Below are 25,195 nucleotides of genomic sequence, written 5' to 3'. Positions count from 1 at the left end.
GTTTATTAAGCTTTAATTTCGTTATTAAATCCTTAGTTAATAAACTATATATAAATATTATCTTACTTAATAGATAATACTTTAGAATTTAGGTATAATAATTTACTGTAAAATAAATTAAAGAGGGGAGAATTTATTCAGTTGAGAAAATATCTAATAAATCATGAAGAAATGACCAACTCAGTAAGAATAAATAAATTTATAAGTGAAAAAGGCATATGCTCAAGAAGAGATGCTGATAAACTAATAGAAGAAAAACGAGTTACTATAAATGGAGTCATAGCTGAGACTGGCTCAAAAGTTGGCCCAGATGACGAGGTAAGACTATATGGAAAATTACTAAGAAAAAAAGAGAGCAGAGTATACATAGCTCTAAATAAACCTGTTGGAATAATCAGTACTACCGAGAAAAAAGTAAAAAACAATATAGTTGACTTTGTAAATTATCCAAAGCGAATCTTTCCCATTGGACGACTAGATAAAGATTCAGAAGGACTGATATTCCTAACTAACGACGGTGATATAGTTAATAAAATTCTACGGGCTGGAAATAATCATGAAAAAGAATATGTAGTTACAGTAAATAGACCTATAACTTCTGACTTTATTAAAGGTATGTCTTCAGGTGTTAAAATATTAAATACAGTAACTAAACCTTGCATAGTAAAAAAGGAAGGCACCAATACTTTCAGAATTATTTTAACTCAGGGTTTAAATAGACAGATAAGAAGAATGTGTGAAGCCTTCGGATATACCGTAATAAAATTGAAAAGAGTAAGGATAATGAATGTAACTTTAAAAGACCTTCCTAATGGAAAATGGAGATATCTAACTTCAGATGAAATGGATACAATAAATAAGTTAATTTCAACCTCCATTAAAACAGAAGAGGCTTCTATATAAAGCCTCTTTCTTATTGTTATTAATTAGTATTATAATTTGGGTTAGTTAAGCGCCTTTTAAATTCTGATAATCCGTAATTAGCACTTATATATACTCTGTTTAGTGTAAATATGTCCTGTGTTTTATTGGACCATCCTCCCTGAGTGGTAAAGGACATATTGTAACCTGCATACTTTGATGCTTTTACTGTATCAGTGTTGTATTTTCCAAAAGGATATGCTATGTATCTTATTTCTTTTCCTAATGCTTCCTCTAGGTATTTTTTAGATCTTGTAATTGTATCCAACTGTTTCTCGTAAGAAATCTTATCTAATTGCTCATGAGCTACTGTATGACTTTCTATGTCTATTCCATTTTGTTCCATTTCCTTCAACTGATTTAAAGTTAAGTAATCCTTTTCATTGTCAATGGCTCCTGTAATTACGAAAATAGTTGCATTAAACCCAAATTCTTTTAATATGGGATACGCATTTTCATAGTTATCCTTATAACCATCATCAAAAGTTATAACAACTGACTTTTCCTGTATAGGTTTATTGCTTATAAAAAAACTATAAAGCTCATCAAGGGTTAAAGTAGTATAGTTATTATCTTTTAAATACTTCATTTGCTCTCTAAAGTTTTCTTTAGGAATTCTTAATTCATTTCCTTCTTCATATGCTATTGAATGATACATAAGAACTGGTAGTGACCTATCATTGTATTTTATGTTTACTCCAGCAAATTCTCTTTCCTTCTTTTTATTGATTTGAGGTTTATCTGATACTCCTTCATTTGCTTTGGTTTCATTATTCTGAATAAGCTTAGTGTTATTAGCTTGTTGATTATCGTACTGCCTTAAGAGATAAAATATACTTACTCCTATAATTACGAGAAAAATAAAAATCCACAAAAAACCTTTATACTTTTTACTCATACTTTCACTTCCTCTAATGTATTTTCTGAACATTAAAATATTTGTCATAATTATAATATAAATATTATATGATTAATAGTATGTATTGTTATTATCTTATCCACAACATTAATGCCTGACCTGTGAATAACTTGTTAGTGTTACTTAATATCAATTATTATTTTTCTACTTTTTTGTCACTTCTCTAATACCTTTGATAGTATCAACAAACTCTATTATTCAGTCTATATCGCATTTTACTACAAATTACTTCTAAAATCTGTATCTATTAATATAACTAACTTTTTAAGTTGGTTATATCTTCAATATCTAACTTAAATAAACTTATTCACATTATCCACAGTTTGCCTGTTTATAACTTGTGAAATTTATGTTGAATAATATACTTGTCTGAATATTCCGTCACATATTTGCTAATTATCCATATTTAACATCACTTATTATACACATTATCCACAATTTTGTGGACAACATGTGGATAATGTATATTATTTTCCACACTTTCTATTTCATATAATAATTCTTTATTATCCTATATCTTTCGAGAATATGCTGTCGTAAATCAGATTATTTTATACGGTATTTTTATTTAACTGGTGTACTGCTGTTTATATGAATTTTTAACTTATTTAGTTTAACCAATTTTACCTTACATACATATAATATTATTAGCTATAAAGATGTAAAGCTCATTTAAATAATACGCCCTTTCTTTATATGCCTTTAACCTTTTTTCCTTTAACTTTATTCTGGGGACTCCTGTCCCCAAACTTTATTATCCCTTTATGACTTTTAAGCTTAATACATATTTTCTCTAATGGAGTTCATTATAAGTTATAAGATACCTGCTCTTATAGACTAGTACATTTAAATTTGATATAAAAAATATACATAAAAGTCAAATTATTTCTATAATTTTCTTAAAATTCCAACTGTTTTGTGCTATTATTTTATTAGGAAGATTTATATTATGAAAGGTAGGGCTGTTTATGGTTAGTAAAATCATTTATGTAGATTTTAATAAAAATAAAAAAGATAAAAAAGAATCATTCCTTTCATTAATAAAAAAGAGGTTAAAAAACCTATTTAGCTCTCATACTCCTCCTTCTACCCCTGACCCAGATAGCGACAAAAAAATTATATATTACAACAAAGGGATATCCTAGGTGCTAGCGCAGCACCTTTTTTGTTATATTTAAAACAAATCATATTTAACAAGCTCAATGTGTTGAATTCTTATATAATCTATATCACTTCATGTTAAAATATAAATAAAAAACTCAGGAGGATTTTGTTTATGAGAGTAGGAATTGGATATGATGTACACAAACTTGTTGAGGATAGGCCTATGATAATAGGTGGAGTAACTATTCCCCATGTGAAAGGATTGCTAGGTCACTCAGATGCTGATGTTTTAATTCATGCTATAATGGACAGCCTGCTTGGTGCTTTAGCTTTAGGTGATATAGGCTATCACTTTCCGGATACAGATACAAACTATAAAAACATCTCTAGCCTTTACTTGCTTAAAAAGGTATCTAGTCTTATAGCTGATAATGGCTACGAGATAGGAAATATAGATTCTACTATAATAGCTCAAAAACCTAAACTAGCGCCTTACATATATGATATGAGAAGAAACATCTCGGAAGCCCTTAATATTAACATAGATATGATTAGTGTAAAGGCTACTACCGAAGAGGGCCTTGGCTTTACCGGTAAAGAGGAAGGCATCGCAGCTCAAAGCATCTGCTTGCTTAATTCCATAATCTCTAAATAGTAAAACACCCCTTTAGCTGCTAGGTTAAAGGGGTGTTTTATAATACATAAACCAACATTTATGACATACTTTCTTTATCATAACTATTAACAATGTGTTGAACTAATCTTTTTATTGCACTGGCTTGACATATCAAGGACATAACAGCGAAAAATACTAATATTCTCTCTTGATCCTTCGACTCTAAATCCATTTCCTTAATTATATTTTGTAGTCGTTCTTCATTAAAATGCTCTCTTGCTAGAATATCCTCAAAGCTATCTTCCTGGATATCAGAGAAAATCTTATAAGCTTTTTCCCAAGATATAATGTCATCATCACCATTATTTATTTCATTAAAAGCTAGATGAAACACACTTTTTATCTCCTCAGTTGTTAATATAGGTCTCATATAACTTAGAAGTACAAGCTGAGCTAAGTGTACTTTAGTATAACCTCTTTTCTTACCATCCTCAGGCTTAGATATAACTTCGTTTTTAATATAATTTTGCACTATATTATTAGTATATTTATCACCTTCGAATTTATCATTTAAGTAATCTATTACTTGTGATAGAAATAAATCATATCTAGGTAAATCATCATAAGGAACTATAGTATTCTTTGACATTTCTTTTGCTGTTTCATTTATATACTCAATACTAAACTTTCTCTTAGTCAATTTTATAATCTCCTTCTACAAATATATTATATTAACATTATAAGTTATGAATAAACCCTTTACAAGTTAAATATTATAAACTAATGTAGTACAATTAGACAAAATAATAAGGAATAATGAGCTATTGAAAGATTTAGTAACTCTTTGAAAGCAAATCGTGTTAAATCTCCTAAAATGAGTTAATCTAAATATTGTTATATAGTATGTTATACTATATAATATATTCATAAGCTAATAAATGAAAACTTAATATTATTTTTAACCTATAACTAAGGATAATATGCTAACATATAATAAAGAAAGAAAATTATTTCTCTTTATTTTGGGGGGCGATTAAAATTAATAAAAAACGGTTTTTCATATGTCTACTGCTTGCTTTTCTTTTTATATCTGTGGACATTATTACTCCTGAGTTAAGGAATTTTATGGGATGTACCAATAATTCTGCTACTGTTTATGCAAAGGGTGGAGGAAGTCGTAGTTCTAGTAGCAAGAGCTCTGGAAGCAGCTTTAAGTCTGGAAGTTTTTCTAGTCCTAAATCCTCTTCAGGAAGTTCTACTTCTGCACCTAAATCTTCTGGAGGAGATTTTAAGTCTGGAAGTTTTTCTAATACACCGAAGTCCTCTTCCGGAGAGACTAAGTCTAATACTTCCAACACTACATCAAATTCATCCTCAAAGACAGTTAATTCTGGTACTTCTACAAGTGCACCAAAATCCTCTTCAGGAGACTTTAAGTCTGGAAGCTTTTCAAACACACCAAAATCATCTTCCGGAGGGGTTAAATCTGAATCAAATACTAATACATCACCACCTAAGAATTATAATAGCGGAAGTAAAAGATCCTTTTTGCCAATTCCAATCCCTATACCATGGGGACATAGTAATAATTACTATGGGTCAGGTGCAGGCTATGGCGGGCAAAGTCTTATGGGAAACATTATAGCTTCAGTGGTAGAGCTTATAATTCTTATTATTATTATTGTAGTTATCATTAAATTAATAAAAAAATATAGAAGAAGATAATTAAGGAGGATATTTTATGGGATTATTTAAAAGAGTTTCTAACATTTTTAGATCAAAGGTGAATTCTGCTTTAGACGAGGCAGAAAATCCAATCGAGTTATTAGACCAAAAAATAAGAGATATGGAGGAAAGCTTAAATAAAGCAAAACTTTCTTCAGCTCAAATTCTTGGAAACGTTCACGAAATAGAAAAGAAAATGGATGAGGCTAAAAGAACCTCTCAAGAATTCGAAGAAAATGTTAAGTTTGCAATGAGCAAAGGAAACGAAGAGTTGGCAAAAAAGGCTCTTGCAAAAAAATTAGAAGCTGATAAAACTTATAATTCATTAAGTACTAGTTACGAAGATGCTCGCAAAAAAGCCGAATCAATAAAGCTTAAGCTAAGAGATCTTCAAGAAGAAATAGACAAAACTAGAACTTACAGGGATGAAGCTGCTGCACGATACAATAATGCTGAAGCTAGCAAAAAAGTAAATGAAATTTTAGCAAATGTTGATACTGGAAGTAATAAAATAAACTTAGACGACATAGAAAGAAAAATACAAAAGAAAGAATCCTTAGCTGAAGGTCTTCAAGATCTAAGGGAAGATAATTCTTTGGAAAAAGAGCTTGAAAAATTAAAAGAAGTAAATCTTGATGAAGAGTTAAATAAGTATAAATAGGACTAGGGGGGTACTATGGGTAGAACTGAAGACTTTTTGAAAGGTGAGAAAGATAAATATGGTAAAATTTATGTAGATATAAATTATGCAATAGATAACATTTCTCCTTTTCTCGAAAAAGATTGTCTGAAAAACAGAAAGTTTGTATCTAGAGTTTCAACTTTGAAAAAATATATAGACTCTATTGAAGCAGCAGAGCTTCAAGTAAAAAAAAGTGGTTTCTTTTCAAAGCTTAATGATGACAAATATATAGATTTGATAAAGAGCTTTAAGAAGGATAACCTAGAAGCACTATCTCAACTAGAAAAATGTAGCCACTGTAAATGCTTGAATTGTACAGCTATGTGCAAATTTGATAGCTGTCTTGGTTGCAAAAGTCATTCTCGTATAGCTTACTGTGATCATGGGAAAATAAATGTAACAAAGCATGACAACTTTTTATTAAACTTAACTAACAATAATACAGGTGAAAGTGATAAATATATTGTTCTTGCAACTCTTCAGGATGTCCAACTAAACAGAAAGTATATTATACTAGAAAATATTGTATCAAAAGAAAAATTTATACTTCACTATTACCCTGGTATTTCTGAAGATAACTACGGTGAAATTACTGACGCAGAAGAATTTGACTTTATAGTTTCAACATTTCAAAATATAGAAACTTAATATAGCATTAATATAAGGACTTGTTGCTACAAGTCCTTTTTTTCAACAATATACACCATTCAAAAAAATGATTTTGGCTCATTATTTATATTCAAAATGGCTAACTTTGAACACCTTTATTAACTTGTCCACAGATTTTGTGGATTTACTAACAAAATCTGTGGATAACCTATGGGCTTTGATAACATTTGCTTTAACAGAAATTTATAAAACTTTATTCACACTGTGGATAACTATACCTGTTAATAACATTGAATTTTTTTGTCCAAATATGTTTATGTAACTTTCATTTTTCATGTTAATCTTACCTATTACAAAAAATTTTTATTTGTTTATACAATATATTTATTTAATATTAAGGAGTAAAAAATAGATTTTTGAAACAATAGCTTTAATATGCAACTAAAAGAGCCACCCTATAGTGTACATTTATACACCATAGGGTAGCCCTTAACTATTTTTGTGACTTGTTATAATCCTCTAAGAACTTTTCTATACCTGCATCAGTTAGTGGATGTTTAAGCATTTGCATTAGTACCTTATAAGGTATTGTTGAAATATGAGCACCTGCTTTTGCACACTCTAAAACATGAATAGGAGTTCTTATACTTGCTGCTATTATTTCTGTATCCAAACCATAAAAATCAAAAATCTGAGATATATCTTGAATTACTGTAAGTCCATTACTTCCTATGTCATCTAATCTTCCCATAAATGGGCTTACAAAGCTAGCGCCTGCTTTAGCAGCAAGTAACGCCTGCTGCGCAGAAAATATTAATGTAACATTAGTTCTTATACCTTCACTAGCTAGAATAGAAACAGCCTTAAGACCTTCTTCACACATCGGTATTTTTATAACTATATTATTATGAATTTTTACAAGCTCTCTAGCTTCTTCAACCATTTTATCGGATTCTAAACTTATAACTTCTGCACTTATTGGACCATCAACTATTGAGCAAATTTCTTGAACTACGTCTTTAAGATCTCTACCTTCCTTAGCAATTAGGGATGGATTAGTAGTTACACCATCTAATACTCCCCACTTAGCAACTCTTTTTATTTCGTCAACATTAGCGGTATCAATAAAAAATTTCATACTATATTCCCCCAATACTATTTATTGTAACTAACATTATACCATATTGGATACTATTTATATAACCCAAATATTAACTTTATGTGATTTATACAAAATCTCTTATTTAGCATTCTGTTTTAAAGCTTGCAAATAGCTTAGTTAAATAACGTTTAGTGTGGTCCATTACCTACTAATTATTTTGCTGTATTTTAATTTTAAAATACCTAAATAAAATTTCCTTATTTTTCACAATAGAGTTTATAGATTCTTAAATTTTCACATATTATGTATATTGTTTGATGAATATATGTTAATAAATTGAATAAATACCTTTAAATTCAACGATATTATAATTATATATCTTAATTTATAAAGTGTTGATCTTAATCTATTTTAAAAAAACTTTAGTATTTCGACATTTAATAATTTATTATCCATTTAATTACTATTTTATTTCTCAAATATCTTCCAAGTATTTTCAATAGCATTCATATGTAAAAAGATATATACTAACATTAAAGACATTGATATATCAACATTATCTGGCATAGTAAAAAAATGTATTGTCCCATAAAATATATTGACATTTGTATATTTTGGTAGTATATTAACTATAGATGGAATTTGTTAAGAAAATTGTAAATTTGACTGTAAAATTATATTGACTTTTACTGACAAATTTGTTACTATTTAATTGTAAATATGTCGAATTGTGGAGTTAGAGGAGGAATTTTAAATGAAATCAACTGGTGTTGTAAGAAGAGTAGACGAACTAGGAAGAATAGTTATTCCTATAGAGTTAAGAAGAACTTTAGATATTGCAGAAAAAGATGCATTAGAAATATATGTTGATGGTGAGCAAATCATATTAAAAAAATATGAACCAGCATGTATCTTCTGTGGAGATGCAAGAGATGTTGTAAACTACAAAGGAAAAAACATCTGCAAAAATTGCTTAAATGAATTAAAGGGCGATAAATAAGTCGATATACATATAAAAATAAACAACACACCTTTTTACCCACATGATTATATGTGGGCTTTTTCTTTATTAAAACACTATTTATAAAATAAGGGTTGTCCTACAATACGTAAATATGCATTGTAAGACAACCCCCTATGTGGCTTCTATACCTAAGGTTATCATTTTCTATTATTAAGTCCTATATTAAATCGTAACACTTAATTGTCGTTACACTAGTAATTATATAATCAGTTATCTTACTCTTCTAGCTCCACTATAGTCTGATCTATTTAATGGTGATATTTTAACTACATCTCCTGTTCTAGGCGCGTGAATATAGCAGTTGTTTCCAACATATATACCTACATGAGTAGCTGGTGAACCAAAGAAAACTAAATCTCCAGGCTGTAGTTGATCCCTTGATACTGAAGTACCAACACCTTGCTGATCTGAAGCAATTCTTGGTAAACCTATACCAAAATGAGAATAAACGTAGCTAGTAAAACCAGAACAGTCAAAACTGTTTGGTCCATTGCCCCCCCACTGATATGGAGTTCCTAAAAAGTTTGAAGCATAGGCAACTATAGAATCAGATGAGGCAGCAGTTGTAGAGCTTGTCCCTCTCGAGATTCTAGGAGCTGCATCTCTAACCTGTTGAACTCTGTTTTGGGCAGATGTAACAAGATTAGTAGTTGCTGTATCTCTTAGTGCTAATATTTTTTCCTTATCTTTCAAGTCTGATATAAGCTTCGTTTGATTTGATTTATCAATATTTAGCTTGGACAACTTACTTTCATTATCTTTTTTTAGGGATAATAGTTTATTATTCTGGTTATTTAGCTCTTGTTTTCTATCAGCTATGGCAGCTTTTTTACTTTTTAAATCATTTACTATATTATTATCATAATTTACTACCTTTTTTACATTTTCAACTCTTGAAATAAGATCCCCTAAATTATCTGCCTCTAGAACTACATTTAGGTAACTGTCTACCCCATTTATGTACATGGCCCTTACTCTTTTGCTAAACAGGTTCTGCTGACCTTTTATATTATCTTCAGCCTTCCCTAATTCTTCCTGGGTCTTTTTTATTTCCTTGCCTATCTTGTTAATGTTGCTCTTGTTGTCATCTATTTGCTTCATCACAGCAATAATCTGACTATCTAACTTCTCTACTTTTATTTCAAGTTCCTGTCTCTGATTCTGAACTTGTTTTAATGAAGTAGATCCACTATTAGCTGGTGCTGCTAGTGCCATTCCGCTTGTTGATACCGCTAAAGTTAACGCTATGATAGCAGATAACATCTTTTTTTTCACACTCTCTACCTCCCTATATCAAAGCCCTATTTATGTTATTTAAGTAATCCTTAAATTAAATCATCTATAAACAACCTAATTATTTCTATTATATCATTAAAATACATAAAACCTCAATATTTAAATGATAATGTTTTCCAAAATAATAGAAATACACAATCATACTATTAAATTCAACAACATTTAGCACAAGTATTTTAATAATATAGATACCTGTGCTAAAATTAACTTACTTAATTAATATATAAGTACTTATTATCTATATATCAATAGAATACTTATATATATCAGATTTTGATAACTTCCTATCCTTAGCTACCTTTTTTACCGCTTCCTTCTTACTTAAACCGTCTTCTATATACATTTTAATGTGCTGCTCTACAGTTAAACTGTTCCACTTTGCCATTTGCTCATTAGCTATTTCTTCTTCTGTCTTTCCTTCAATAACGATAACAATTTCACCTTTTACACTTTTTTCTTCATAATATTCTATTGCTTCATCTAAAGTACATCTTAATATTTGCTCATGTAATTTAGTAAGTTCTCTGCAAATTGCTATTTTTCGATTTCCAAGATTCTCTTTTAAAAAATAGAGAGAGTCTTTTAGTCTGTGTGGAGCTTCATAAAAAATTAATGTTTCTTTTCTATCCCTCAATTCCTCTATAACAAACCTTCTATCCTTGTTTTCCCTAGGTAGAAATCCTCTAAATATAAATTTAGTAGTATCAAGACCTGAATACACTAATGCTGTAGTTACAGCAGTTGCACCTGTTAATACCTCAAACTCTATATTTTCCTCTATACATTTTGAAACTATCAAGCTTCCAGGATCTGATATGCCAGGAGTTCCAGCATCGCTTACTAAAGCTATGTTTTTTCCCTCTCTAAGTCTTTCTAATAAATTTTCACTCTTACCCTGTTCATTATGTTGATGATAACTTATAAGGGACTTTTTTATGTTAAAGTGATTCAATAGCTTAATACTTTGCCTTGTATCTTCTGCTGCTATTAAATCTACTGAATTTAGCACTTCAAGTGCTCTTAATGTTATATCTTTTAAATTCCCTATAGGAGTTGGTACTAAGTACAACTTGCCACTACTCATTTTGTTAACCCTCCATTATTCAATGTTTTATCTACCATATATCTCATTTAATTCATCAGTATAACTTCCATCAAGATTATATATATACAAAGGTGCTTCCCACTTTAAAAAAGTCCCCCCATGATTTTGACCTTCAATCAGAACCATAGTAGGTGCTTTTTTAATATTTGGGTGAATCATTTTTATAAGCTTAGGTTCTATCTTATGCTTTCTCATAGTACATATAATATCTGCCAATCTATCTGGTCTATGTATCATGTACATCCGCCCATTATCCTTTAGTACAGCTTTGACTCCTTTAATCACATCTTCTAATGTACAACATATTTCATGTCTTGCAATAGCATTTTTATCATTAGGATTTATGATCCCAGAGTTTTTAAGCTTGTATGGAGGATTTACTGTTACTATATCTACTTTTGGCAGCCCTTTAAGGAACTCTATATCTTTTAAGTCTCTGTTTATAAACCCTATTCTATCTCCTAATTTATTAAGCTTAACTGACCTTTGAGCCATATCAACCATATCATCTTGTATTTCTATTCCTATAATATTTGCTGCTTCTGTTTTACCTGCTATTATAAAAGGAATTATGCCGGTACCACTGCATAAGTCTATAACTTTTGCCCCTTTTTTTATCTTTGGGAAGTTAGCCAAAAGTACTGCATCTACCCCAAACCTAAAAGCATCTTTTTTTTGTATAACATGAATTCCTTTTAGTTGTAAATCATCTAATGTTTCTTCATCTCCTAAAAAATCTTTATTCATAATAACTAACAACCTCGCTTCATTTCTAATTATTACCCTAATTATACTTAATTATCATTTATGTACTTATAATTGTCAAATTCACTAGCATAAGGCCTCTTACTTTGTATAAGTCAATAGCTAAAAAACCTTAAGATTATCGTCAATCTTAAGGCTTTTTAGCTATTTTTTATTATCAAGTACAGGATTACTTCCTGAGCCATTGTTTTCTATCTTATTAAATTTACTACTTACTATTATTATATCCACTCTTCTATTTCTAGCTCTTCCTTCTTCTGTAGCGTTATCTAGAATCGGCCTATATTCACCATAACCAACTGATGAAAATCTCTCAGGGACTATTCCACAATTAGCAATAAGAAACTCTGTAGCATTAGCAGCTCTTACTGAGGATAACTGCCAATTTGAGGAGTATTGGCTATTTCTTATAGGTATGTTATCTGTATGACCTTCAATTCTAATATAGTTATCAATCTGATTTAATATTTTTCCTATTTCAATAATTCTTTTTTGAGACTCTGGCTTTATTTCCGCTGTTCCAATATCAAAAAATACAGTATCATTTAAACTTACTACAAGCCCTCTCTCATCAATCTTAGTAGTTACACTATCCTTCATTCCATTTTGTTCAAGATACCTATCTACTTGGGACTTTACCTGCTCTAACTTAGCTCTTTCACCTTTAGCCTCAATATCTTCAGTAACTTTATCACTATCTTCAGACACACTTATTGCATCTTCATTTCCTATTATAGTTTTTCCTCCTCCCATTGCAACCTTTAAGGATTCAGACATTTGTTTATATTTTGCTGCATCTACATTGCTCATAGCATACATTATTACAAAAAATATCATCAATAAGGTTATTAGGTCAGAGTAAGTAAGAAGCCATCTCTCATGATTCTCTGGTTTTTCCGGTTTTCTCTTCATAGCTCAGTCTTACCACCCATTCCTTCAAATTTTGATAACTCCTGTTTATTTAAGAATCCCTTAAGCTTTTCTGCTATAGTGTTTGGATTTATTCCCTCTTGAATATATAATATTCCTTCAATTATTAGGGTCTTTTCCTTGATCTCTTTTTCATCTGCTGCTTTCAGCCTATGACCTATAGGTAGCCATAAAAGGTTGGCTGACGCAACTCCATATAGTGTGGCTATAAATGCAACCGCTATCTTAGGACCAAGAGAACTAGGATCACTTAAATTACCTAGAACATGAACTAAACCCATAACTGTTCCTATAATACCCATTGTTGGTGCAAAGCCACCTGCTTGATCAAATACTGCCGATCCCTCTCTATGTCTTTCTGATGTTGATTCTAATTCTAATTCTAATATACTTCTAACTGCTTGAGGATCTACACCATCAACAACTAATTGTAACCCCTTTCTTATAAAAGGATCTAAATTAGGGTCACTTGTTATTTCTCCTTCTAAGCTCAGTAATCCATTTTTTCTTGTTTTATAGGATACATCCTTAAAATATGCTACCAAAGATGGTAAATCTGATTTTCTCGGATTGAAAAGCACTTTAAAAATCCCCGGAAGTCTCTTTAAGGTTTCTGCTGGGAAAGCTAGTCCCACTGCTCCAACGGTTCCTCCAAAAACTATCATAGCTGCAGTTCCTGCTAAAAGAGCTGCTGCATGTCCCCCCTCTAGTAAAAAACCACCTATTAGGGATGCTAAGCCCAAGATGATAAATATAATAACTGATATATCCATAATTACCTCCATTCAATAAATTCTTCTTTAAGAAGGCCTTCTCGTTTCTATATAAATATTCGTTAAAATTATTGTAATCTTTATACAATATTATATATTTATGTTATATATAAATTACTATATCTATGCAAATTTATTTTAGTAAAACCTTATAAAAATAAAAAAGCTGCCATAGGCAGCCTTTTTATTTTTTAATTATTCTTGAACTGGTGCTCCTACTGGGCAAACATTAGCACAGTTTCCGCAATCGATACAAGTATCTGCATCTATAACAAATAAAGTATCTCCTTGGCTTATAGCATCAACTGGGCATTCTGAAGCGCATGCTCCACAGCTTACACATGAATCTTCGATTTTATATGCCATATGTAACACCTCCTTATAAATTTAGATGACAAGCATCTAATTTATATTTTACCACGTTTACACTAACTTTTAAAGTTAATTTTATATCACTGCGTACCCCAAATCCTCTATAGATTGCAGTAAAACCTCGCTAGTTACAAAATAGTCATCGTATATAATACTTACTTCACCTTTTTCCTTACTAATCTGACAAGCTACTACTCCCTCATTATTTGAAATTGCTCTTCTTATTTTATTAATATCTTCAGAGGTGTGCATATTACAAATTTTAAATACAGATTTCATACTTTACCTCCTTAGTTCTCTTTAAATAATTCCTTAATTATATCTGCATCTTCTGCGTCTTCAGGTTCAACATCGATTTTAATTTCATCTTCACTTATACTTCCTTCATATCCTCCAGAAATTAGATCCATATCATGTATAGATACTTCCTTAATTACTTCTTCACCTTCTTCAGTTTTTATTCTGACCTTTGCACTTTCTTTTACTACTGAATTTGAAATTACTACAGCTCTTCCATCCGGAGTCTGAACAACAGAATCCACCTTCGGCATCTTTTTCCTAATATGTTCATAGGTTTCCTGCTCATAATTTAAGCAGCACATAAGTCTTCCACATATTCCTGAAATTTTAGTTGGGTTTAGTGATAAATTCTGTTCTTTAGCCATTTTTATAGATACAGGTGCAAAATCCCCCAAGAAGGTTGAACAACAAAGAGTTCTTCCACAAGGACCAAGTCCCCCTATCATCTTAGCTTCATCTCTTACTCCTATTTGTCTTAACTCAATTCTTGTTCTAAAAATAGATGCTAAGTCTTTAACAAGTTCTCTAAAATCTACTCTTCCATCTGCAGTAAAATAAAATATAACTTTATTATTATCAAATGTATATTCTACATCTATAAGCTTCATCTTTAGACCATGCTGTTGAATTTTTTCCAAGCATACTTGGAAAGCTTCCTTTTCTTTTGCTTTATTTTCTGTATGCCTCTCTACATCCTCTTCTGTTGCTATTCTTATAACACTCTTTAGAGGAGATACTATTTCACTTTCATCTATTTGCTTAGGTGCTATAACACATTCTCCAAATTCTATACCCCTAGCAGTCTCTACTATTACGTTACTATTGTCTTTAACCTCTAGCTCACCTGGTGAAAAATAATATATTTTACCGGCCTTCTTAAAACGCACACCTACAACTGTTATCATACTATACCTCCTGAAGTTTCACCAACATAGAATCAAAAACTAGCGTTGAATTAACATTTCTATCTAGCTTGTTTCTAGTATCCTTAATAATATTAATAATACCATTTAGCTTGTTAAATGAAAACATTTCTGCTATATCTTTTATTTCCTTTATCTTATCAATATTTATTATTAATTCCCTATTTCCTATTTCTTTATAAATTAAAGCATCTCTTATATAAGATAAAAAACAAGTTAAAACCTCTTGCCACTCATTTTTATACTTTAGAAGAAATTCTGAGTATTTGTTGGATGTATCTAAGGCATCTCTACTGCATTCCTTTAATATATCTACTACAGTATCTCTTATCTCCATTAAGGACTTATCTTCTATAAACCGCTCAGCTCTTCCTGGAACCCCATCACTAAATGCACCAATAACCTTTATTTCGTCTTCTGATAAGTTCTTATACTTATTAGTTAAAAATATTAGGATTTCCTTTTCACTTAATCTATTCAGTTTATAGATTTGACATCTTGACTTTATTGTGTCCAAAATATTCTCTAATTTCTCACAAAGCAATATTATAAAAATTCCCTTCGGAGGCTCTTCAATAGTTTTCAAAAACGCATTTTGAGCTGCTTCTGTCATTTTATCTGCTTTATATAATATAATTATCTTTTTATCACCTTCATAAGGTTTTTTATTAGTTTCTTGTATTATTTTCTTTATTTCATCAATACCTATAGATTTTTTATCCTTTAACATTGTAAACTCTACTACATCTACGTACTGTTTATCCTCATTTTTTCCTAAAAGCCTTATAGCAATTTCCCTGGCAATAAGACTTTTTCCAATGCCATCTTCACCTGCAATAACATAGGCATGTGAAAATCTTCCACTATCTATAGATTGGGTTATCTGACATCTTATCTTTTCATGCCCTACTATGTTATTAAAGTTCACTTGTTAACGCCTCCATCTAAATTTTTATAAATCTATCTACATCTACTACAAATATAGTTGCTCCTCCAACCTCTATTTCTACAGGATAAGGCACATATGCTCCTGTGGAGCCTACTATTGGTGATGGTGCAGTCATAATTTCATCTCTTACCTTACAAACCTCTTGTATTTGAGATATGACTCTATCTACAGCAGCGTCTTCCACTCCTATCATAAGCGTAGTATTACCAGCCTTTAAAAATCCTCCTGTGGTTGCAAGTTTTGTTACCCTAAACCCTGACTCTGTTAAAGTATTTATTAAATCTCCAGAATCATCATCTTGGACAATTGCTATAATTAACTTCATACAACTCATCTCCCTTTTACTATACCCTAGTACTTAACCCTAAACTTAATACTTAAATGTATTATATGTTAATTTATTCTATTTTACTATATCCTCTATAGCCTTAATATTTATATAACAACTCAATATAGTTATCTAGGCACTATATATAAGGTCCCTAAGACCTTATTAACCTGATATCATATCCTTAACTTCCCTATATATTTCATGATGTATTTCTTCAACGGATTTTAATCTTTCCTTTTCTACACACCTAACTCTTTTCCAATGATATCTATCAGATATATCGCAAGAGTTATTATATGAATGAACCAAGTACTTAAAATCTTTCTCATGTATATCCTTATCACTATGTCCTGTTATTTTGTTAGCCCTCTCATGCATAAGTTCCCTACTGTACTCAGGCGGCATATCTAAAAAGAATACGCAATCCGGAACTGGTAATGCAAAAATTCTAAATTCAAAATCCCAGAGCCAATCTAAGAATTTTGTTTTTTCTTTTGTATCATTAATTTTAGAAGCCTGATGTACCATATTAGCAGTGGTATATCTGTCTGCTATAACTATTCCCCCATTTTCGTAGAAATCCTTCCACTCCCTTTTGTAGGATGCAAATCTGTCTACTGCATAAAACGTAGAAGCTACATAGGCACTTACATCCTCTGGACTACTTCCAAAATCTCCGTTGAGATACATTTTTACTAAGGCAGAGGAATCACTTTCATAGTTTGGATACTCTATTTTTTTTACTTTATACCTCTCTTTTTCAAGCCTTTCATATAACTTCTTTGTCTGAGTTGCTTTTCCACTTCCATCACAACCTTCTATAACTATGACTCTTCCTTTTGATAAACTCATATTAATTATCCTCCGTAAAATATAGAATAGTTTCATATCTATACCTAATTATTTGTTACATAATTAAATCTTCTTGTGTCTTAATTATCAATTACTTCTATCTTATCATTTTTTAATCCCAATACATCTATACCACTATTTTTATAATAATTAATAACCTCTAAAGAATCCTTATCAATTAATTCCCCTGCAGTTAGAATAGGAATACCTGGTGGGTAAGGCACAATACTTGATGCACTAATTCTGCCTAGACAATCTTTTAGATCAATATGCGTCTTTTCTTTACTCATAACTTCAAAGGGCAACATAACCATCTCAGGAATATTGTAATCAAGTAAACTTAGATTCTTTTGCTTTAGCTTACTTAAATCACATGTTTTTAAAACCTCATATAATCTTTTAAACTCGTACTCTTCATTAAAAGGTGAAAAGATTAATACAACATTAGAACTATCACTCATTTCAGCTTGAATTCCAAGCTGTCTTAAATACTTTGAAAGTAAATGACCGCTATAGCCTCTTTCTAGATTAATTACATATCTAGTAGTATCTATATTCCAAATTGTTTTTATATGATTACTAAAGTTACCTGAAGCTTTATACCTTTTATCTACAATCTCTCTATTAAAATTATCTATATCTTCCTTATTGACTATATATATGCCATTTATCTCATTTATTTTATTCTTATAATAATCACAGATACTTATGAGTCTTTCATATTCTTTTAGCCCATACCTTTCTAGATAAAACCTTGCATAATCCATAGCACATAGAAACATATATGAAGGACTGGTGCTCGAAAAAGAACTAACATAAAAGTCCGCTTTTTCTATATCTTGTCCATTATTTATATGCAAGTAAGCTGTTTGAGTCAAGCTTGAAAGTGTTTTATGAGCACTCATAACTACCATATCAGCCCCTAGTCTAACAGCACTTTCAGGAAGCTCTTTATGTACCCCAAAGTGACAACCATGAGCTGAATCAACTAATACCTTTATCTTATACTTTTTCGCTATATTAATTATGTATTCTAAATTAGTACATATTCCATAGTAATTAGGATATGTAATTATTATTCCTTTTGCATCCTTGTTATTATCTAAAACCTGTAAAAAATGCTCCAAGTCTATTGATAGAGGAGCATTTAGTCTCTCACTTATTACATTTTGAATATATATAGGTTTTAATTTTCTCATTATTATAGCATTAAAGATAGACCTATGGCAGTTTCTCTCAACTAGTACCTTATCTCCTTCATTGAAACTACTGAATATCATAGCTAAGTTTCCAGAGGTACTGCCATTGACTAAAAAATAAGACTTTTTACTTCCATAAAAAGAGCTTAATAACTCTGATGACTCTTTTATTATACCTTCAGCATTGTGAAGATTGTCTACCCCTTCTACTTCTGTAATATCAAAATTCAAGAGGTTAGTAGCAAACTCCCTACCAATTGGAGTATTAAAAAAACCTCTTCCTTTTTTATGTCCTGGCATAGCAAACGGTATATTATTTTCTCTAATGTATTTTAAAACACCTTCTAAAATCGGTAATTTTGACAACTTATTTCCTCTCCTCTTATAACAGCTTGAACTATAGCCTTTTTAATACATTCTTTATAGTAAATGTAAAAATCTGTTTCTTCATTTACATTAATCATTCTGCCTTCACAGCATCTGCAAATTCCTCTTCCATATATCATTATACCATTATTTAGAGGCTTCCCACATATAATACATCCCTGTTTTTTCATTTAATATCCCCCTTATTAATTTCTAATACCTTAAATTATTGCCTCTCATAATATATAATATTCAACTGCTTCCATAAACTTATTTTGTCCACATAAATAAATTTACCTCAGTATAATTTTATACTGAGGTAATAATTCAAATATTAATCTTTTATTGTTACTAATGTTCCCTGTGGAACATTATCATAAATCCATTTTGCATCATTATAAGGAAGCCTTATGCACCCATGAGATGCCTTTGAGCCTAATTTCTCATATTCTGATTCTACAACATATCCATTTAAATCGTAAATAGCGCTATGGAAAAGGTAGTTATTATCAAGCCTTGTCCAATAGTAACATATGCTGTTTGAAGAGGCGTAGAAAAGCTTACCTTTACCTCCTACTAAAAACCTACCTGATGGAGTTGGTGTTTCATCTTTTCCTGTAGAGCACACAAACTCCTTATCAAGGGTTTGTCCATTGAATATATACACCCTTTGTTTACTCTTGTCTACAAGTATGTTATAAGGCCCTGATGGCGTTACCGTAGTAACCTTAGAAGCAGATACATACCCCTTTACATTATTCAAGGTATCATAATCTAGTATTTCCACATAATAATATCCATCTTTGCTATCCAATATTTTTACCTCTGAAAGGCTTCCATAGGTTGATGCAATATTAGAAGCATATGAACTCGGTGCGCTTTTTATATAAACTCTCTCAGTTTCTCCTGCATTCATTACATTAAAAGAGCTTGTCCATTCTGGTGCTTGAGGTCCTGTAGGTTTTGGACTTTCAGACTTAGGTGGTTCTGGCAGCTTATCCTCAAGCCCAACTAAATAAAGTGATTTTAGAGAAACTGCTCCTTCTAAACCTAATACATAAGTATTTTTTGCAGAAGCCAAAATATTTTTAATGTCATTTTGCTGACTTTCACTTATATATTCACTTACTAAGATCAACGGAGATCTATTTTTTTGTGCCAAAGCAGCTCCAGAAAGAGAATCCGGGAAACTAAGTGCTGAAGCTAAATATATATTTTCCATATTTAATGAATCCTTAAACCTACTTATAACCGCAAGATTCGTGCTATATCTGTCCTCTCCTGATATCCTTTCTGCATTTGTAAACTGAGATTTTACATTATCACTTATAGACCCTTCAGATCCTATTATATAAGTATACTGAATATCCTTATCAGCTAGTGAGTCTTTAACTGAATCTGGGACATAATCCTTATTTACAAGAATGATAGGAGTGTCCATAGAAGCAGCAATAGGTGCGATAGATAATGCATCTGGATATCCTTCTCCTGAAACTAAAAATACTTTATCTTTTATCCCTACGTAATCTGCTACCAAGACAGCTGTCTCGTACCTATCCTTTCCTCCTATCCTCACATACTCTATTCCCATATTACTTAAACTATCCTCTACATCCTTTGATATAGATTGTCCTATAATAAAAACTCTAGTAGTGCCATAGTTCCTAAGCTGTTGTGCTACTCTATCCTCTAGCTTCTTTTCTGTTGTCAGCATTATAGGCGCATTATACTTTTTCGAAAGGGGACTTGCACATAAAGCATCTGGGAAGTTTTCTCCAGATACCAGAATTGCATATTCAGACTTATCACTAAAATTCTGTGATATCTTTATAGAAGTTTCATATCTATCAGATCCACCTATTCGTTCATACTTTCCCTGTGCATAAACCTCTGATGTAGTGCTAATAATAAATAGAAGCAAAAGTAAAACCTTAAAAGTATTCTTTAGTATGAATTTATTGTTTATAATAACCACTCCTCATTTAATAGATTTCTTAGGTAAGTATTGTGATTTGGCATTATATTATTAAGTTACATACTTAATTTTAATATTTTTTGGTAATATTTTCAACAGAAACATATAAACTATATGTTTTTCTTATTATAAACCTATCGGAGGTATATGTATGAAACAAGAGATAGTAACTCACTTAAGTATGCTAAAAGATGAAATATTTGATTTATCTAAATATCTTTATGAAAATCCTGAAAAAAGTTTTCAGGAATATAAAGCTTGTAATTATATAGTAAATATGCTTAAAAAAAATAACTTTAAAGTAACGGAAAATTATCTTGAGATACCAACAGCCTTTTATGCTCAATATGGTACAGGTCACCCAAAAATTTGCTATCTTTGTGAGTATGATGCCATAGATAAGGAAGGACACATTGTAGGCCATAATCTTATATCAGCTATATCTCTAGGGGCTGCAATATCCTTATCTAAGGTTGTGCCCAAAATTAATGGTAGTGTCATAGTTATAGGTTGCCCAGGTGAATTTCTTGGAAGTTCAAAAGTTACTATGACAAAGCAGGGTACTTTTAATGATATTGATGTAGTACTTATGGCTCATCCTGATGTAATAACAGCTGAAAGTGGCAGCTCTATGGCCATTGTTCCTATTAAAATAACTTATAAAAGTAAAGAAGGATTTGCTTATAGAAAATCAAAGGGCCATTCTGCTTTAGATGCATGCCTTTTTACCTTTAACACATTGGAACTACTTTCTAAAGGATTTGAAGAAGATACTTCAATTGACGGGGTTATATTAAGAGGTGGAAGTTCGCCATATCTTTTACCATCAGAAACAGAATCAAAGTTTTATATTAGAGCTCCAAAAATGAATGCAGCCTGCAACATAGAAAAAAAATTAAGAGAGCTTGTTAAGATTACAAGCAGCATAATGGAGATAGAATCTGACATATGCTTATATGAATTGCCTTATGATGAACTTGTTCCTAATAAAGTTCTATCTAGAATATTTTCTCACAACTTAAAGGAAAGCGGCATAATAGAAATAGCGCCTCCTAAGGATACAAATTCCGGATTAAGTCTAGGTACAGTAAGCCAGGTAGTACCCTGCATACATCCTTATATTTCTATTACAGAAGATAATAAAGTTCCCTATTCATCTTCTGAGTTTGCAAAGGCTACAGTATCTGATTTTGCACAGGATAGAGTTATGAAAACTGCTCAGGCGCTTGCTTTAACCGGCTTTGACCTAAGTGAGAATGAGTCATTGCTTAGTCAAGTTAAAACTGAATTTTTTAACAACAAAAAAGAGACTGTTTAGTCTCTTTTTTTGTTTTATGAATGATTTAAAATACTGATTAAGAAATGAAAACTTAAGTTAGTATATACAGAAATTATTTTCATAATATATAATATAACTAGTGATTAAACTGAAGTTACTTAGGAGGAAAATATGATTTCAATATATAAAACTGTAGATGAGCTAGGCACGCTACAATCTCTAGATACTATAGAACCTGGTTGTTGGATTAACATCGTAGCCCCTTCAGATGAAGACCTGCTTATAATATCTAAAAAGGTAGGAGTCTCCCTTGAGTTCTTAAGAGCAGCATTAGATGAAGAGGAAACATCTCGTATAGATATGGAAGATAATAATTTGCTTGTAATTGTTGATATACCCTTTACAGAGATGGAGGAAAACACTTTAACCTATGACTCATATCCTTTGGCAATTATTCACACAGAATCGACTATAATAACAGTATGCTTAAAAAATAGTAAAATTCTTACTGATTTTATAGATAGAAAGGTAAAGTCTTTTTTTACATTTAAACGCTCTAGATTTATACTACAAATACTCTATAGAATTGCAAGCTATTATTTACTATATCTAAGACAAATAGATAAAAAAAGTGTTATGATTGAGCAAAGACTTCATAAGTCCATGAGAAACAAAGAACTCATTCAACTGCTATCTTTAGAAAAGTCACTAGTTTACTTTTCTACATCTTTAAAATCAAATGAAATTACTTTAGAAAAAATGCTTAAATTAGAGCTGCTACAGAAGTATCCTGAAGACCAAGATATACTTGAGGATGTAATAATAGAGAATAAACAGGCTATCGAAATGGCCAATATATATAGCAATATTTTAAGTGGAACTATGGATGCCTTTGCGTCTATAATATCAAATAACTTAAATATTGTGATGAAACTTCTTGCTTCCCTAACTATAGTAATGTCTATACCGAATATAATCTTTGGTTCCTTTGGTATGAATGTTAACGGAATACCTTTTAGTAATAGCCCCTTGGCATTTTGGATTATTTACGGCTTAACCGGAATAATATGCTTAGTTTCAATAGCTATACTTCGTAAAAAAGATCTATTCTAATCATAAGGGTGTGATAAATTGATAGCTAAAAGATTGGAAAAAGGAGATACAATTGGACTTGTTTCTCCAGCTGGTCCTGAAAACCCAGAAAAAATAAAGGAAAGTATTAAAGTTTTTGAATCTTTAGGCTTTAAAATTAAAAAAGGAAAACATATATATGATAAATTAGGGTATCTTGCTGGTACTGATAATGACAGAGCAGAAGACCTTATGAATATGTTCTTAGACAAAGATATAGATATGATTTTATGTGTAAGAGGAGGATATGGTTCCATGAGAATCCTCCCTCTTATAGACTTTGACATTATAAAGAAGAATCCTAAAATATTTGCAGGTTTTAGCGATATAACTACGTTATTAAATAGCATCGTACAGAAATGCCAGTTAACAACCTTTCATTCACCTATGTGTAATTCTAACTTTTATGATGAGCCTACCATTAAAAGCTTTCTCGACACTTTAATGCTCGGTTACAAACCATTTATAATAAAAAATCCTAAGCGAATAGCAACAATAGGTATTGATAAAACTCATGCCATAGGACAATTGGTTGGAGGTAATCTTTCTTTGATTTGCAGTACTCTAGGAACTCCCTTTGAAATAGATACTAATGACAAAATCTTATTTATAGAAGAAGTAGGAGAGCAACCCTATAAAATCGATAGAATGCTAACTCAACTTCTTTTATCAGAAAAACTACAAAAATGTGCCGGTATAATACTCGGTCAATTTACTAACTGTAGGCTTCCTCACTATGAAAGAAGCTTAACCCTGCAGGAAGTAATTGAAGATAGAATCTTATCATTAGGTATTCCGGTACTAACCAATATTCAATCTGGACACTCTTACCCAAAACTAACATTACCTATCGGTGCAAGAGTTAAAATAAACTGCAAAAAGAGAGTAATAGAAGTACTAGAAGCAGTAGTAGAATAGTAACTAAAATAGCTTATTTTGTTTGTTAAATAGAAAAACACCTCACAAATTGTGAGGTGTCTTCTTATGGAGGCGCCACCCAGATTTGAACTGGGGATAAAGGTTTTGCAGACCTCTGCCTTACCACTTGGCTATAGCGCCATAATCTTAACATCTAATGCTCTTACATAATATCATCTTTATTCAATATTGTCAATATTTTTTTGCATATAATTAATATATGATATAATTATTAATGAGGTGATTTTATGATTTATTCAAATTTAAATTCTATCCTTAAAGAAAGTAATAACATCGTCTTTTTTGGTGGTGCCGGAGTGTCTACAGAGTCCTCTATTCCCGATTTTAGATCTGAGGCTGGGTTATATAAAACTAAAAACAATCTTTCATACCCACCAGAAGTTATGTTAAGTCGAAGTTTCTTTAATTCTCATACTGAAGACTTTTTTAGCTTTTACAGAACAAAAATGATATATAAAGAAGCAAAACCTAATTCAGCACATTTTGTTTTATCTCACTTGGAGAAACTAGGTAAGCTAAAAGCTATAATAACTCAAAATATTGATGGCCTACATCAATGTTCTGGTTCAAAAAATGTACTAGAATTACACGGTTCTATACATAGAAACCATTGCATGAAATGTGGTAAGTCATATAGTCTAGATCATATTATTAATAGTGAATCAATAGTTCCAAGATGTGATATATGTGGTGGTATAGTAAAACCAGATGTAATTCTCTACGAAGAAAGCCTCGATATGGATGTGCTAGAGAGTTCTATTAGATTTATTAAAAGTGCTGAAATACTCATTGTTGGAGGTACTTCTCTTGTGGTTTATCCAGCTGCTGGCTTAGTAGATTATTTTAAAGGAAAAAAGTTAATTCTAATAAACAAGTCTTCAACATCTTATGATAATAAAGCAGATATAATTATTAACGACAGTATAGGGAAAGTTTTTAGCGAGGTTATATTATAATCGTTAATATAATAAAGACACTAAGTATTAATACTTAGTGTCTTTAACGTTA

General features: G+C 30.9%; 28 protein-coding genes and 1 tRNA gene. 10 read left to right on the top strand and 19 right to left on the bottom strand.

What is annotated here, in order from left to right; genetic code table 11:
• Nucleotides 1-171 precede the first annotated feature (171 nt).
• A complete protein-coding gene (rluF, locus tag N4T77_RS03770; protein WP_261670670.1) occupies nt 172-903 on the top strand; it encodes a 23S rRNA pseudouridine(2604) synthase RluF in 732 nt (243 codons plus the stop codon).
• 19 nt (nt 904-922) lie between these two features.
• Here the strand turns inward: rluF and N4T77_RS03765 are convergent, their stop codons facing one another.
• Nucleotides 923-1,819 (bottom strand): polysaccharide deacetylase family protein, encoded by an 897-nt coding sequence (locus N4T77_RS03765; RefSeq protein WP_261670411.1) that lies wholly within the window; start codon nt 1,817-1,819, stop codon nt 923-925.
• A 1,297-nt stretch (nt 1,820-3,116) separates the two neighbouring features.
• On the opposite strand from N4T77_RS03765, the gene ispF reads away from it, so the two are divergent.
• On the top strand, nt 3,117-3,599 hold the full coding sequence (ispF, locus tag N4T77_RS03760; RefSeq protein WP_261670410.1) for a 2-C-methyl-D-erythritol 2,4-cyclodiphosphate synthase: 483 nt from the start codon (nt 3,117-3,119) through the stop codon (nt 3,597-3,599).
• A gap of 58 nt (nt 3,600-3,657) precedes the next feature.
• Here ispF and N4T77_RS03755 read toward each other — a convergent pair whose 3' ends face one another.
• The gene (locus N4T77_RS03755) at nt 3,658-4,209 is read right to left on the bottom strand and encodes a DUF1836 domain-containing protein (RefSeq protein ID WP_261670669.1); all 552 of its coding nucleotides are present in this window, start codon (nt 4,207-4,209) and stop codon (nt 3,658-3,660) included.
• Between the two features lie 505 nt (nt 4,210-4,714).
• A complete protein-coding gene (locus N4T77_RS03750; protein WP_261670409.1) occupies nt 4,715-5,017 on the bottom strand; it encodes a hypothetical protein in 303 nt (100 codons plus the stop codon).
• A gap of 91 nt (nt 5,018-5,108) precedes the next feature.
• Here N4T77_RS03750 and N4T77_RS03745 point away from each other — a divergent pair, with 91 nt between their 5' ends.
• From N4T77_RS03745 to N4T77_RS03735, 3 genes are read left to right on the top strand one after another with little or no spacing between them, the layout of a single operon-like run.
• On the top strand, nt 5,109-5,285 hold the full coding sequence (locus N4T77_RS03745; protein WP_261670408.1) for a hypothetical protein: 177 nt from the start codon (nt 5,109-5,111) through the stop codon (nt 5,283-5,285).
• Between the two features lie 16 nt (nt 5,286-5,301).
• On the top strand, nt 5,302-5,946 hold the full coding sequence (locus N4T77_RS03740; RefSeq protein ID WP_261670407.1) for a PspA/IM30 family protein: 645 nt from the start codon (nt 5,302-5,304) through the stop codon (nt 5,944-5,946).
• Between the two features lie 15 nt (nt 5,947-5,961).
• Complete coding sequence (locus tag N4T77_RS03735) at nt 5,962-6,615, top strand: DUF1292 domain-containing protein (protein WP_261670406.1); 654 nt, start codon at nt 5,962-5,964, stop codon at nt 6,613-6,615.
• Nucleotides 6,616-7,069: 454 nt separating this feature from the next.
• Here N4T77_RS03735 and fsa read toward each other — a convergent pair whose 3' ends face one another.
• Complete coding sequence (fsa, locus tag N4T77_RS03730; protein WP_261670405.1) at nt 7,070-7,714, bottom strand: fructose-6-phosphate aldolase; 645 nt, start codon at nt 7,712-7,714, stop codon at nt 7,070-7,072.
• Nucleotides 7,715-8,432: 718 nt separating this feature from the next.
• Between fsa and N4T77_RS03725 the strand changes: the two genes are divergently transcribed.
• Nucleotides 8,433-8,678 carry an AbrB/MazE/SpoVT family DNA-binding domain-containing protein gene (locus N4T77_RS03725; protein ID WP_261670404.1) on the top strand — a complete coding sequence of 82 codons (246 nt, stop codon included), beginning with the start codon at nt 8,433-8,435 and terminating at the stop codon, nt 8,676-8,678.
• Nucleotides 8,679-8,912: 234 nt separating this feature from the next.
• Here the strand turns inward: N4T77_RS03725 and N4T77_RS03720 are convergent, their stop codons facing one another.
• The 14 genes from N4T77_RS03720 to N4T77_RS03655 form a co-directional block, all read right to left on the bottom strand.
• A complete protein-coding gene (locus tag N4T77_RS03720) occupies nt 8,913-9,977 on the bottom strand; it encodes an NlpC/P60 family protein (RefSeq protein WP_261670403.1) in 1,065 nt (354 codons plus the stop codon).
• A gap of 259 nt (nt 9,978-10,236) precedes the next feature.
• Complete coding sequence (gene rsmI / locus N4T77_RS03715; protein ID WP_261670402.1) at nt 10,237-11,082, bottom strand: 16S rRNA (cytidine(1402)-2'-O)-methyltransferase; 846 nt, start codon at nt 11,080-11,082, stop codon at nt 10,237-10,239.
• A 27-nt stretch (nt 11,083-11,109) separates the two neighbouring features.
• Nucleotides 11,110-11,850, bottom strand: a complete 741-nt coding sequence (locus N4T77_RS03710) for a tRNA1(Val) (adenine(37)-N6)-methyltransferase (protein WP_261670401.1) — start codon at nt 11,848-11,850, stop codon at nt 11,110-11,112.
• Between the two features lie 162 nt (nt 11,851-12,012).
• Nucleotides 12,013-12,780 (bottom strand): flagellar motor protein MotB, encoded by a 768-nt coding sequence (locus N4T77_RS03705; protein WP_261670400.1) that lies wholly within the window; start codon nt 12,778-12,780, stop codon nt 12,013-12,015.
• Entirely contained in the window at nt 12,777-13,571 is a 795-nt protein-coding gene (locus N4T77_RS03700; protein WP_261670399.1) for a flagellar motor protein, read from the bottom strand. Before N4T77_RS03700 ends, N4T77_RS03705 begins: the two co-directional genes overlap by 4 nt.
• 195 nt (nt 13,572-13,766) lie before the next feature.
• A complete protein-coding gene (locus tag N4T77_RS03695) occupies nt 13,767-13,937 on the bottom strand; it encodes a DUF362 domain-containing protein (protein ID WP_261670398.1) in 171 nt (56 codons plus the stop codon).
• Between the two features lie 81 nt (nt 13,938-14,018).
• Entirely contained in the window at nt 14,019-14,222 is a 204-nt protein-coding gene (locus N4T77_RS03690; RefSeq protein ID WP_261670397.1) for a heavy-metal-associated domain-containing protein, read from the bottom strand.
• 11 nt (nt 14,223-14,233) lie between these two features.
• Nucleotides 14,234-15,148, bottom strand: a complete 915-nt coding sequence (locus tag N4T77_RS03685; protein ID WP_261670396.1) for a stage 0 sporulation family protein — start codon at nt 15,146-15,148, stop codon at nt 14,234-14,236.
• A 1-nt stretch (nt 15,149) separates the two neighbouring features.
• Nucleotides 15,150-16,094 (bottom strand): DNA polymerase III subunit delta', encoded by a 945-nt coding sequence (locus tag N4T77_RS03680; RefSeq protein ID WP_261670395.1) that lies wholly within the window; start codon nt 16,092-16,094, stop codon nt 15,150-15,152.
• 16 nt (nt 16,095-16,110) lie between these two features.
• On the bottom strand, nt 16,111-16,440 hold the full coding sequence (locus tag N4T77_RS03675) for a cyclic-di-AMP receptor (protein WP_261670394.1): 330 nt from the start codon (nt 16,438-16,440) through the stop codon (nt 16,111-16,113).
• Between the two features lie 168 nt (nt 16,441-16,608).
• On the bottom strand, nt 16,609-17,298 hold the full coding sequence (locus N4T77_RS03670) for a deoxynucleoside kinase (RefSeq protein WP_261670393.1): 690 nt from the start codon (nt 17,296-17,298) through the stop codon (nt 16,609-16,611).
• Between the two features lie 80 nt (nt 17,299-17,378).
• Nucleotides 17,379-18,863, bottom strand: a complete 1,485-nt coding sequence (locus N4T77_RS03665; RefSeq protein ID WP_261670392.1) for an aminotransferase class I/II-fold pyridoxal phosphate-dependent enzyme — start codon at nt 18,861-18,863, stop codon at nt 17,379-17,381.
• Complete coding sequence (locus tag N4T77_RS03660) at nt 18,842-19,054, bottom strand: sigma factor G inhibitor Gin (protein ID WP_261670391.1); 213 nt, start codon at nt 19,052-19,054, stop codon at nt 18,842-18,844. The genes N4T77_RS03665 and N4T77_RS03660 overlap by 22 nt, the downstream gene beginning before the upstream one ends.
• 143 nt (nt 19,055-19,197) lie before the next feature.
• A complete protein-coding gene (locus N4T77_RS03655; protein WP_261670390.1) occupies nt 19,198-20,784 on the bottom strand; it encodes a cell wall-binding repeat-containing protein in 1,587 nt (528 codons plus the stop codon).
• A 205-nt stretch (nt 20,785-20,989) separates the two neighbouring features.
• Between N4T77_RS03655 and N4T77_RS03650 the strand changes: the two genes are divergently transcribed.
• The 3 genes from N4T77_RS03650 (at nt 20,990) to N4T77_RS03640 (ending at nt 24,166) form a co-directional block, all read left to right on the top strand.
• A complete protein-coding gene (locus N4T77_RS03650) occupies nt 20,990-22,156 on the top strand; it encodes a M20 family peptidase (RefSeq protein WP_261670389.1) in 1,167 nt (388 codons plus the stop codon).
• Nucleotides 22,157-22,288: 132 nt separating this feature from the next.
• A complete protein-coding gene (locus tag N4T77_RS03645; protein WP_261670388.1) occupies nt 22,289-23,230 on the top strand; it encodes a magnesium transporter CorA family protein in 942 nt (313 codons plus the stop codon).
• Nucleotides 23,231-23,248: 18 nt separating this feature from the next.
• Nucleotides 23,249-24,166 (top strand): LD-carboxypeptidase, encoded by a 918-nt coding sequence (locus N4T77_RS03640; RefSeq protein WP_261670387.1) that lies wholly within the window; start codon nt 23,249-23,251, stop codon nt 24,164-24,166.
• A gap of 67 nt (nt 24,167-24,233) precedes the next feature.
• Here the strand turns inward: N4T77_RS03640 and N4T77_RS03635 are convergent.
• Nucleotides 24,234-24,307 (bottom strand) — tRNA-Cys (locus N4T77_RS03635).
• Nucleotides 24,308-24,414: 107 nt separating this feature from the next.
• On the opposite strand from N4T77_RS03635, the gene N4T77_RS03630 reads away from it, so the two are divergent.
• Nucleotides 24,415-25,143, top strand: coding sequence for an NAD-dependent protein deacylase (locus N4T77_RS03630; RefSeq protein ID WP_261670386.1), 729 nt, complete (start codon nt 24,415-24,417; stop codon nt 25,141-25,143).
• Nucleotides 25,144-25,195 lie beyond the last annotated feature (52 nt).

The sequence above is a fragment of the Clostridium sp. CX1 genome, from assembly GCF_025398335.1.
Taxonomy (GTDB): domain Bacteria; phylum Bacillota; class Clostridia; order Clostridiales; family Clostridiaceae; genus Clostridium_AM; species Clostridium_AM tanneri.
Note: the sequence above shows the minus strand (reverse complement) of the source record. Positions and strands in the feature narration are given on the sequence as shown.

Coding starts and splice junctions, on each gene's coding strand:
- N4T77_RS03765 (WP_261670411.1), bottom strand. CDS start 1,819: ATGAGTAAAAAGTATAAAGGTTTTTTGTGGATTTTTATTTTTCTCGTA.
- N4T77_RS03695 (WP_261670398.1), bottom strand. CDS start 13,937: ATGGCATATAAAATCGAAGATTCATGTGTAAGCTGTGGAGCATGCGCT.
- N4T77_RS03650 (WP_261670389.1), top strand. CDS start 20,990: ATGAAACAAGAGATAGTAACTCACTTAAGTATGCTAAAAGATGAAATA.
- N4T77_RS03735 (WP_261670406.1), top strand. CDS start 5,962: ATGGGTAGAACTGAAGACTTTTTGAAAGGTGAGAAAGATAAATATGGT.
- N4T77_RS03685 (WP_261670396.1), bottom strand. CDS start 15,148: ATGATAACAGTTGTAGGTGTGCGTTTTAAGAAGGCCGGTAAAATATAT.
- ispF (WP_261670410.1), top strand. CDS start 3,117: ATGAGAGTAGGAATTGGATATGATGTACACAAACTTGTTGAGGATAGG.
- N4T77_RS03675 (WP_261670394.1), bottom strand. CDS start 16,440: ATGAAGTTAATTATAGCAATTGTCCAAGATGATGATTCTGGAGATTTA.
- N4T77_RS03670 (WP_261670393.1), bottom strand. CDS start 17,298: ATGAGTTTATCAAAAGGAAGAGTCATAGTTATAGAAGGTTGTGATGGA.
- fsa (WP_261670405.1), bottom strand. CDS start 7,714: ATGAAATTTTTTATTGATACCGCTAATGTTGACGAAATAAAAAGAGTT.
- N4T77_RS03630 (WP_261670386.1), top strand. CDS start 24,415: ATGATTTATTCAAATTTAAATTCTATCCTTAAAGAAAGTAATAACATC.
- N4T77_RS03660 (WP_261670391.1), bottom strand. CDS start 19,054: ATGAAAAAACAGGGATGTATTATATGTGGGAAGCCTCTAAATAATGGT.
- rluF (WP_261670670.1), top strand. CDS start 172: ATGACCAACTCAGTAAGAATAAATAAATTTATAAGTGAAAAAGGCATA.
- N4T77_RS03705 (WP_261670400.1), bottom strand. CDS start 12,780: ATGAAGAGAAAACCGGAAAAACCAGAGAATCATGAGAGATGGCTTCTT.
- N4T77_RS03740 (WP_261670407.1), top strand. CDS start 5,302: ATGGGATTATTTAAAAGAGTTTCTAACATTTTTAGATCAAAGGTGAAT.
- N4T77_RS03725 (WP_261670404.1), top strand. CDS start 8,433: ATGAAATCAACTGGTGTTGTAAGAAGAGTAGACGAACTAGGAAGAATA.
- N4T77_RS03645 (WP_261670388.1), top strand. CDS start 22,289: ATGATTTCAATATATAAAACTGTAGATGAGCTAGGCACGCTACAATCT.
- N4T77_RS03755 (WP_261670669.1), bottom strand. CDS start 4,209: ATGTCAAAGAATACTATAGTTCCTTATGATGATTTACCTAGATATGAT.
- rsmI (WP_261670402.1), bottom strand. CDS start 11,082: ATGAGTAGTGGCAAGTTGTACTTAGTACCAACTCCTATAGGGAATTTA.
- N4T77_RS03710 (WP_261670401.1), bottom strand. CDS start 11,850: ATGAATAAAGATTTTTTAGGAGATGAAGAAACATTAGATGATTTACAA.
- N4T77_RS03690 (WP_261670397.1), bottom strand. CDS start 14,222: ATGAAATCTGTATTTAAAATTTGTAATATGCACACCTCTGAAGATATT.
- N4T77_RS03700 (WP_261670399.1), bottom strand. CDS start 13,571: ATGGATATATCAGTTATTATATTTATCATCTTGGGCTTAGCATCCCTA.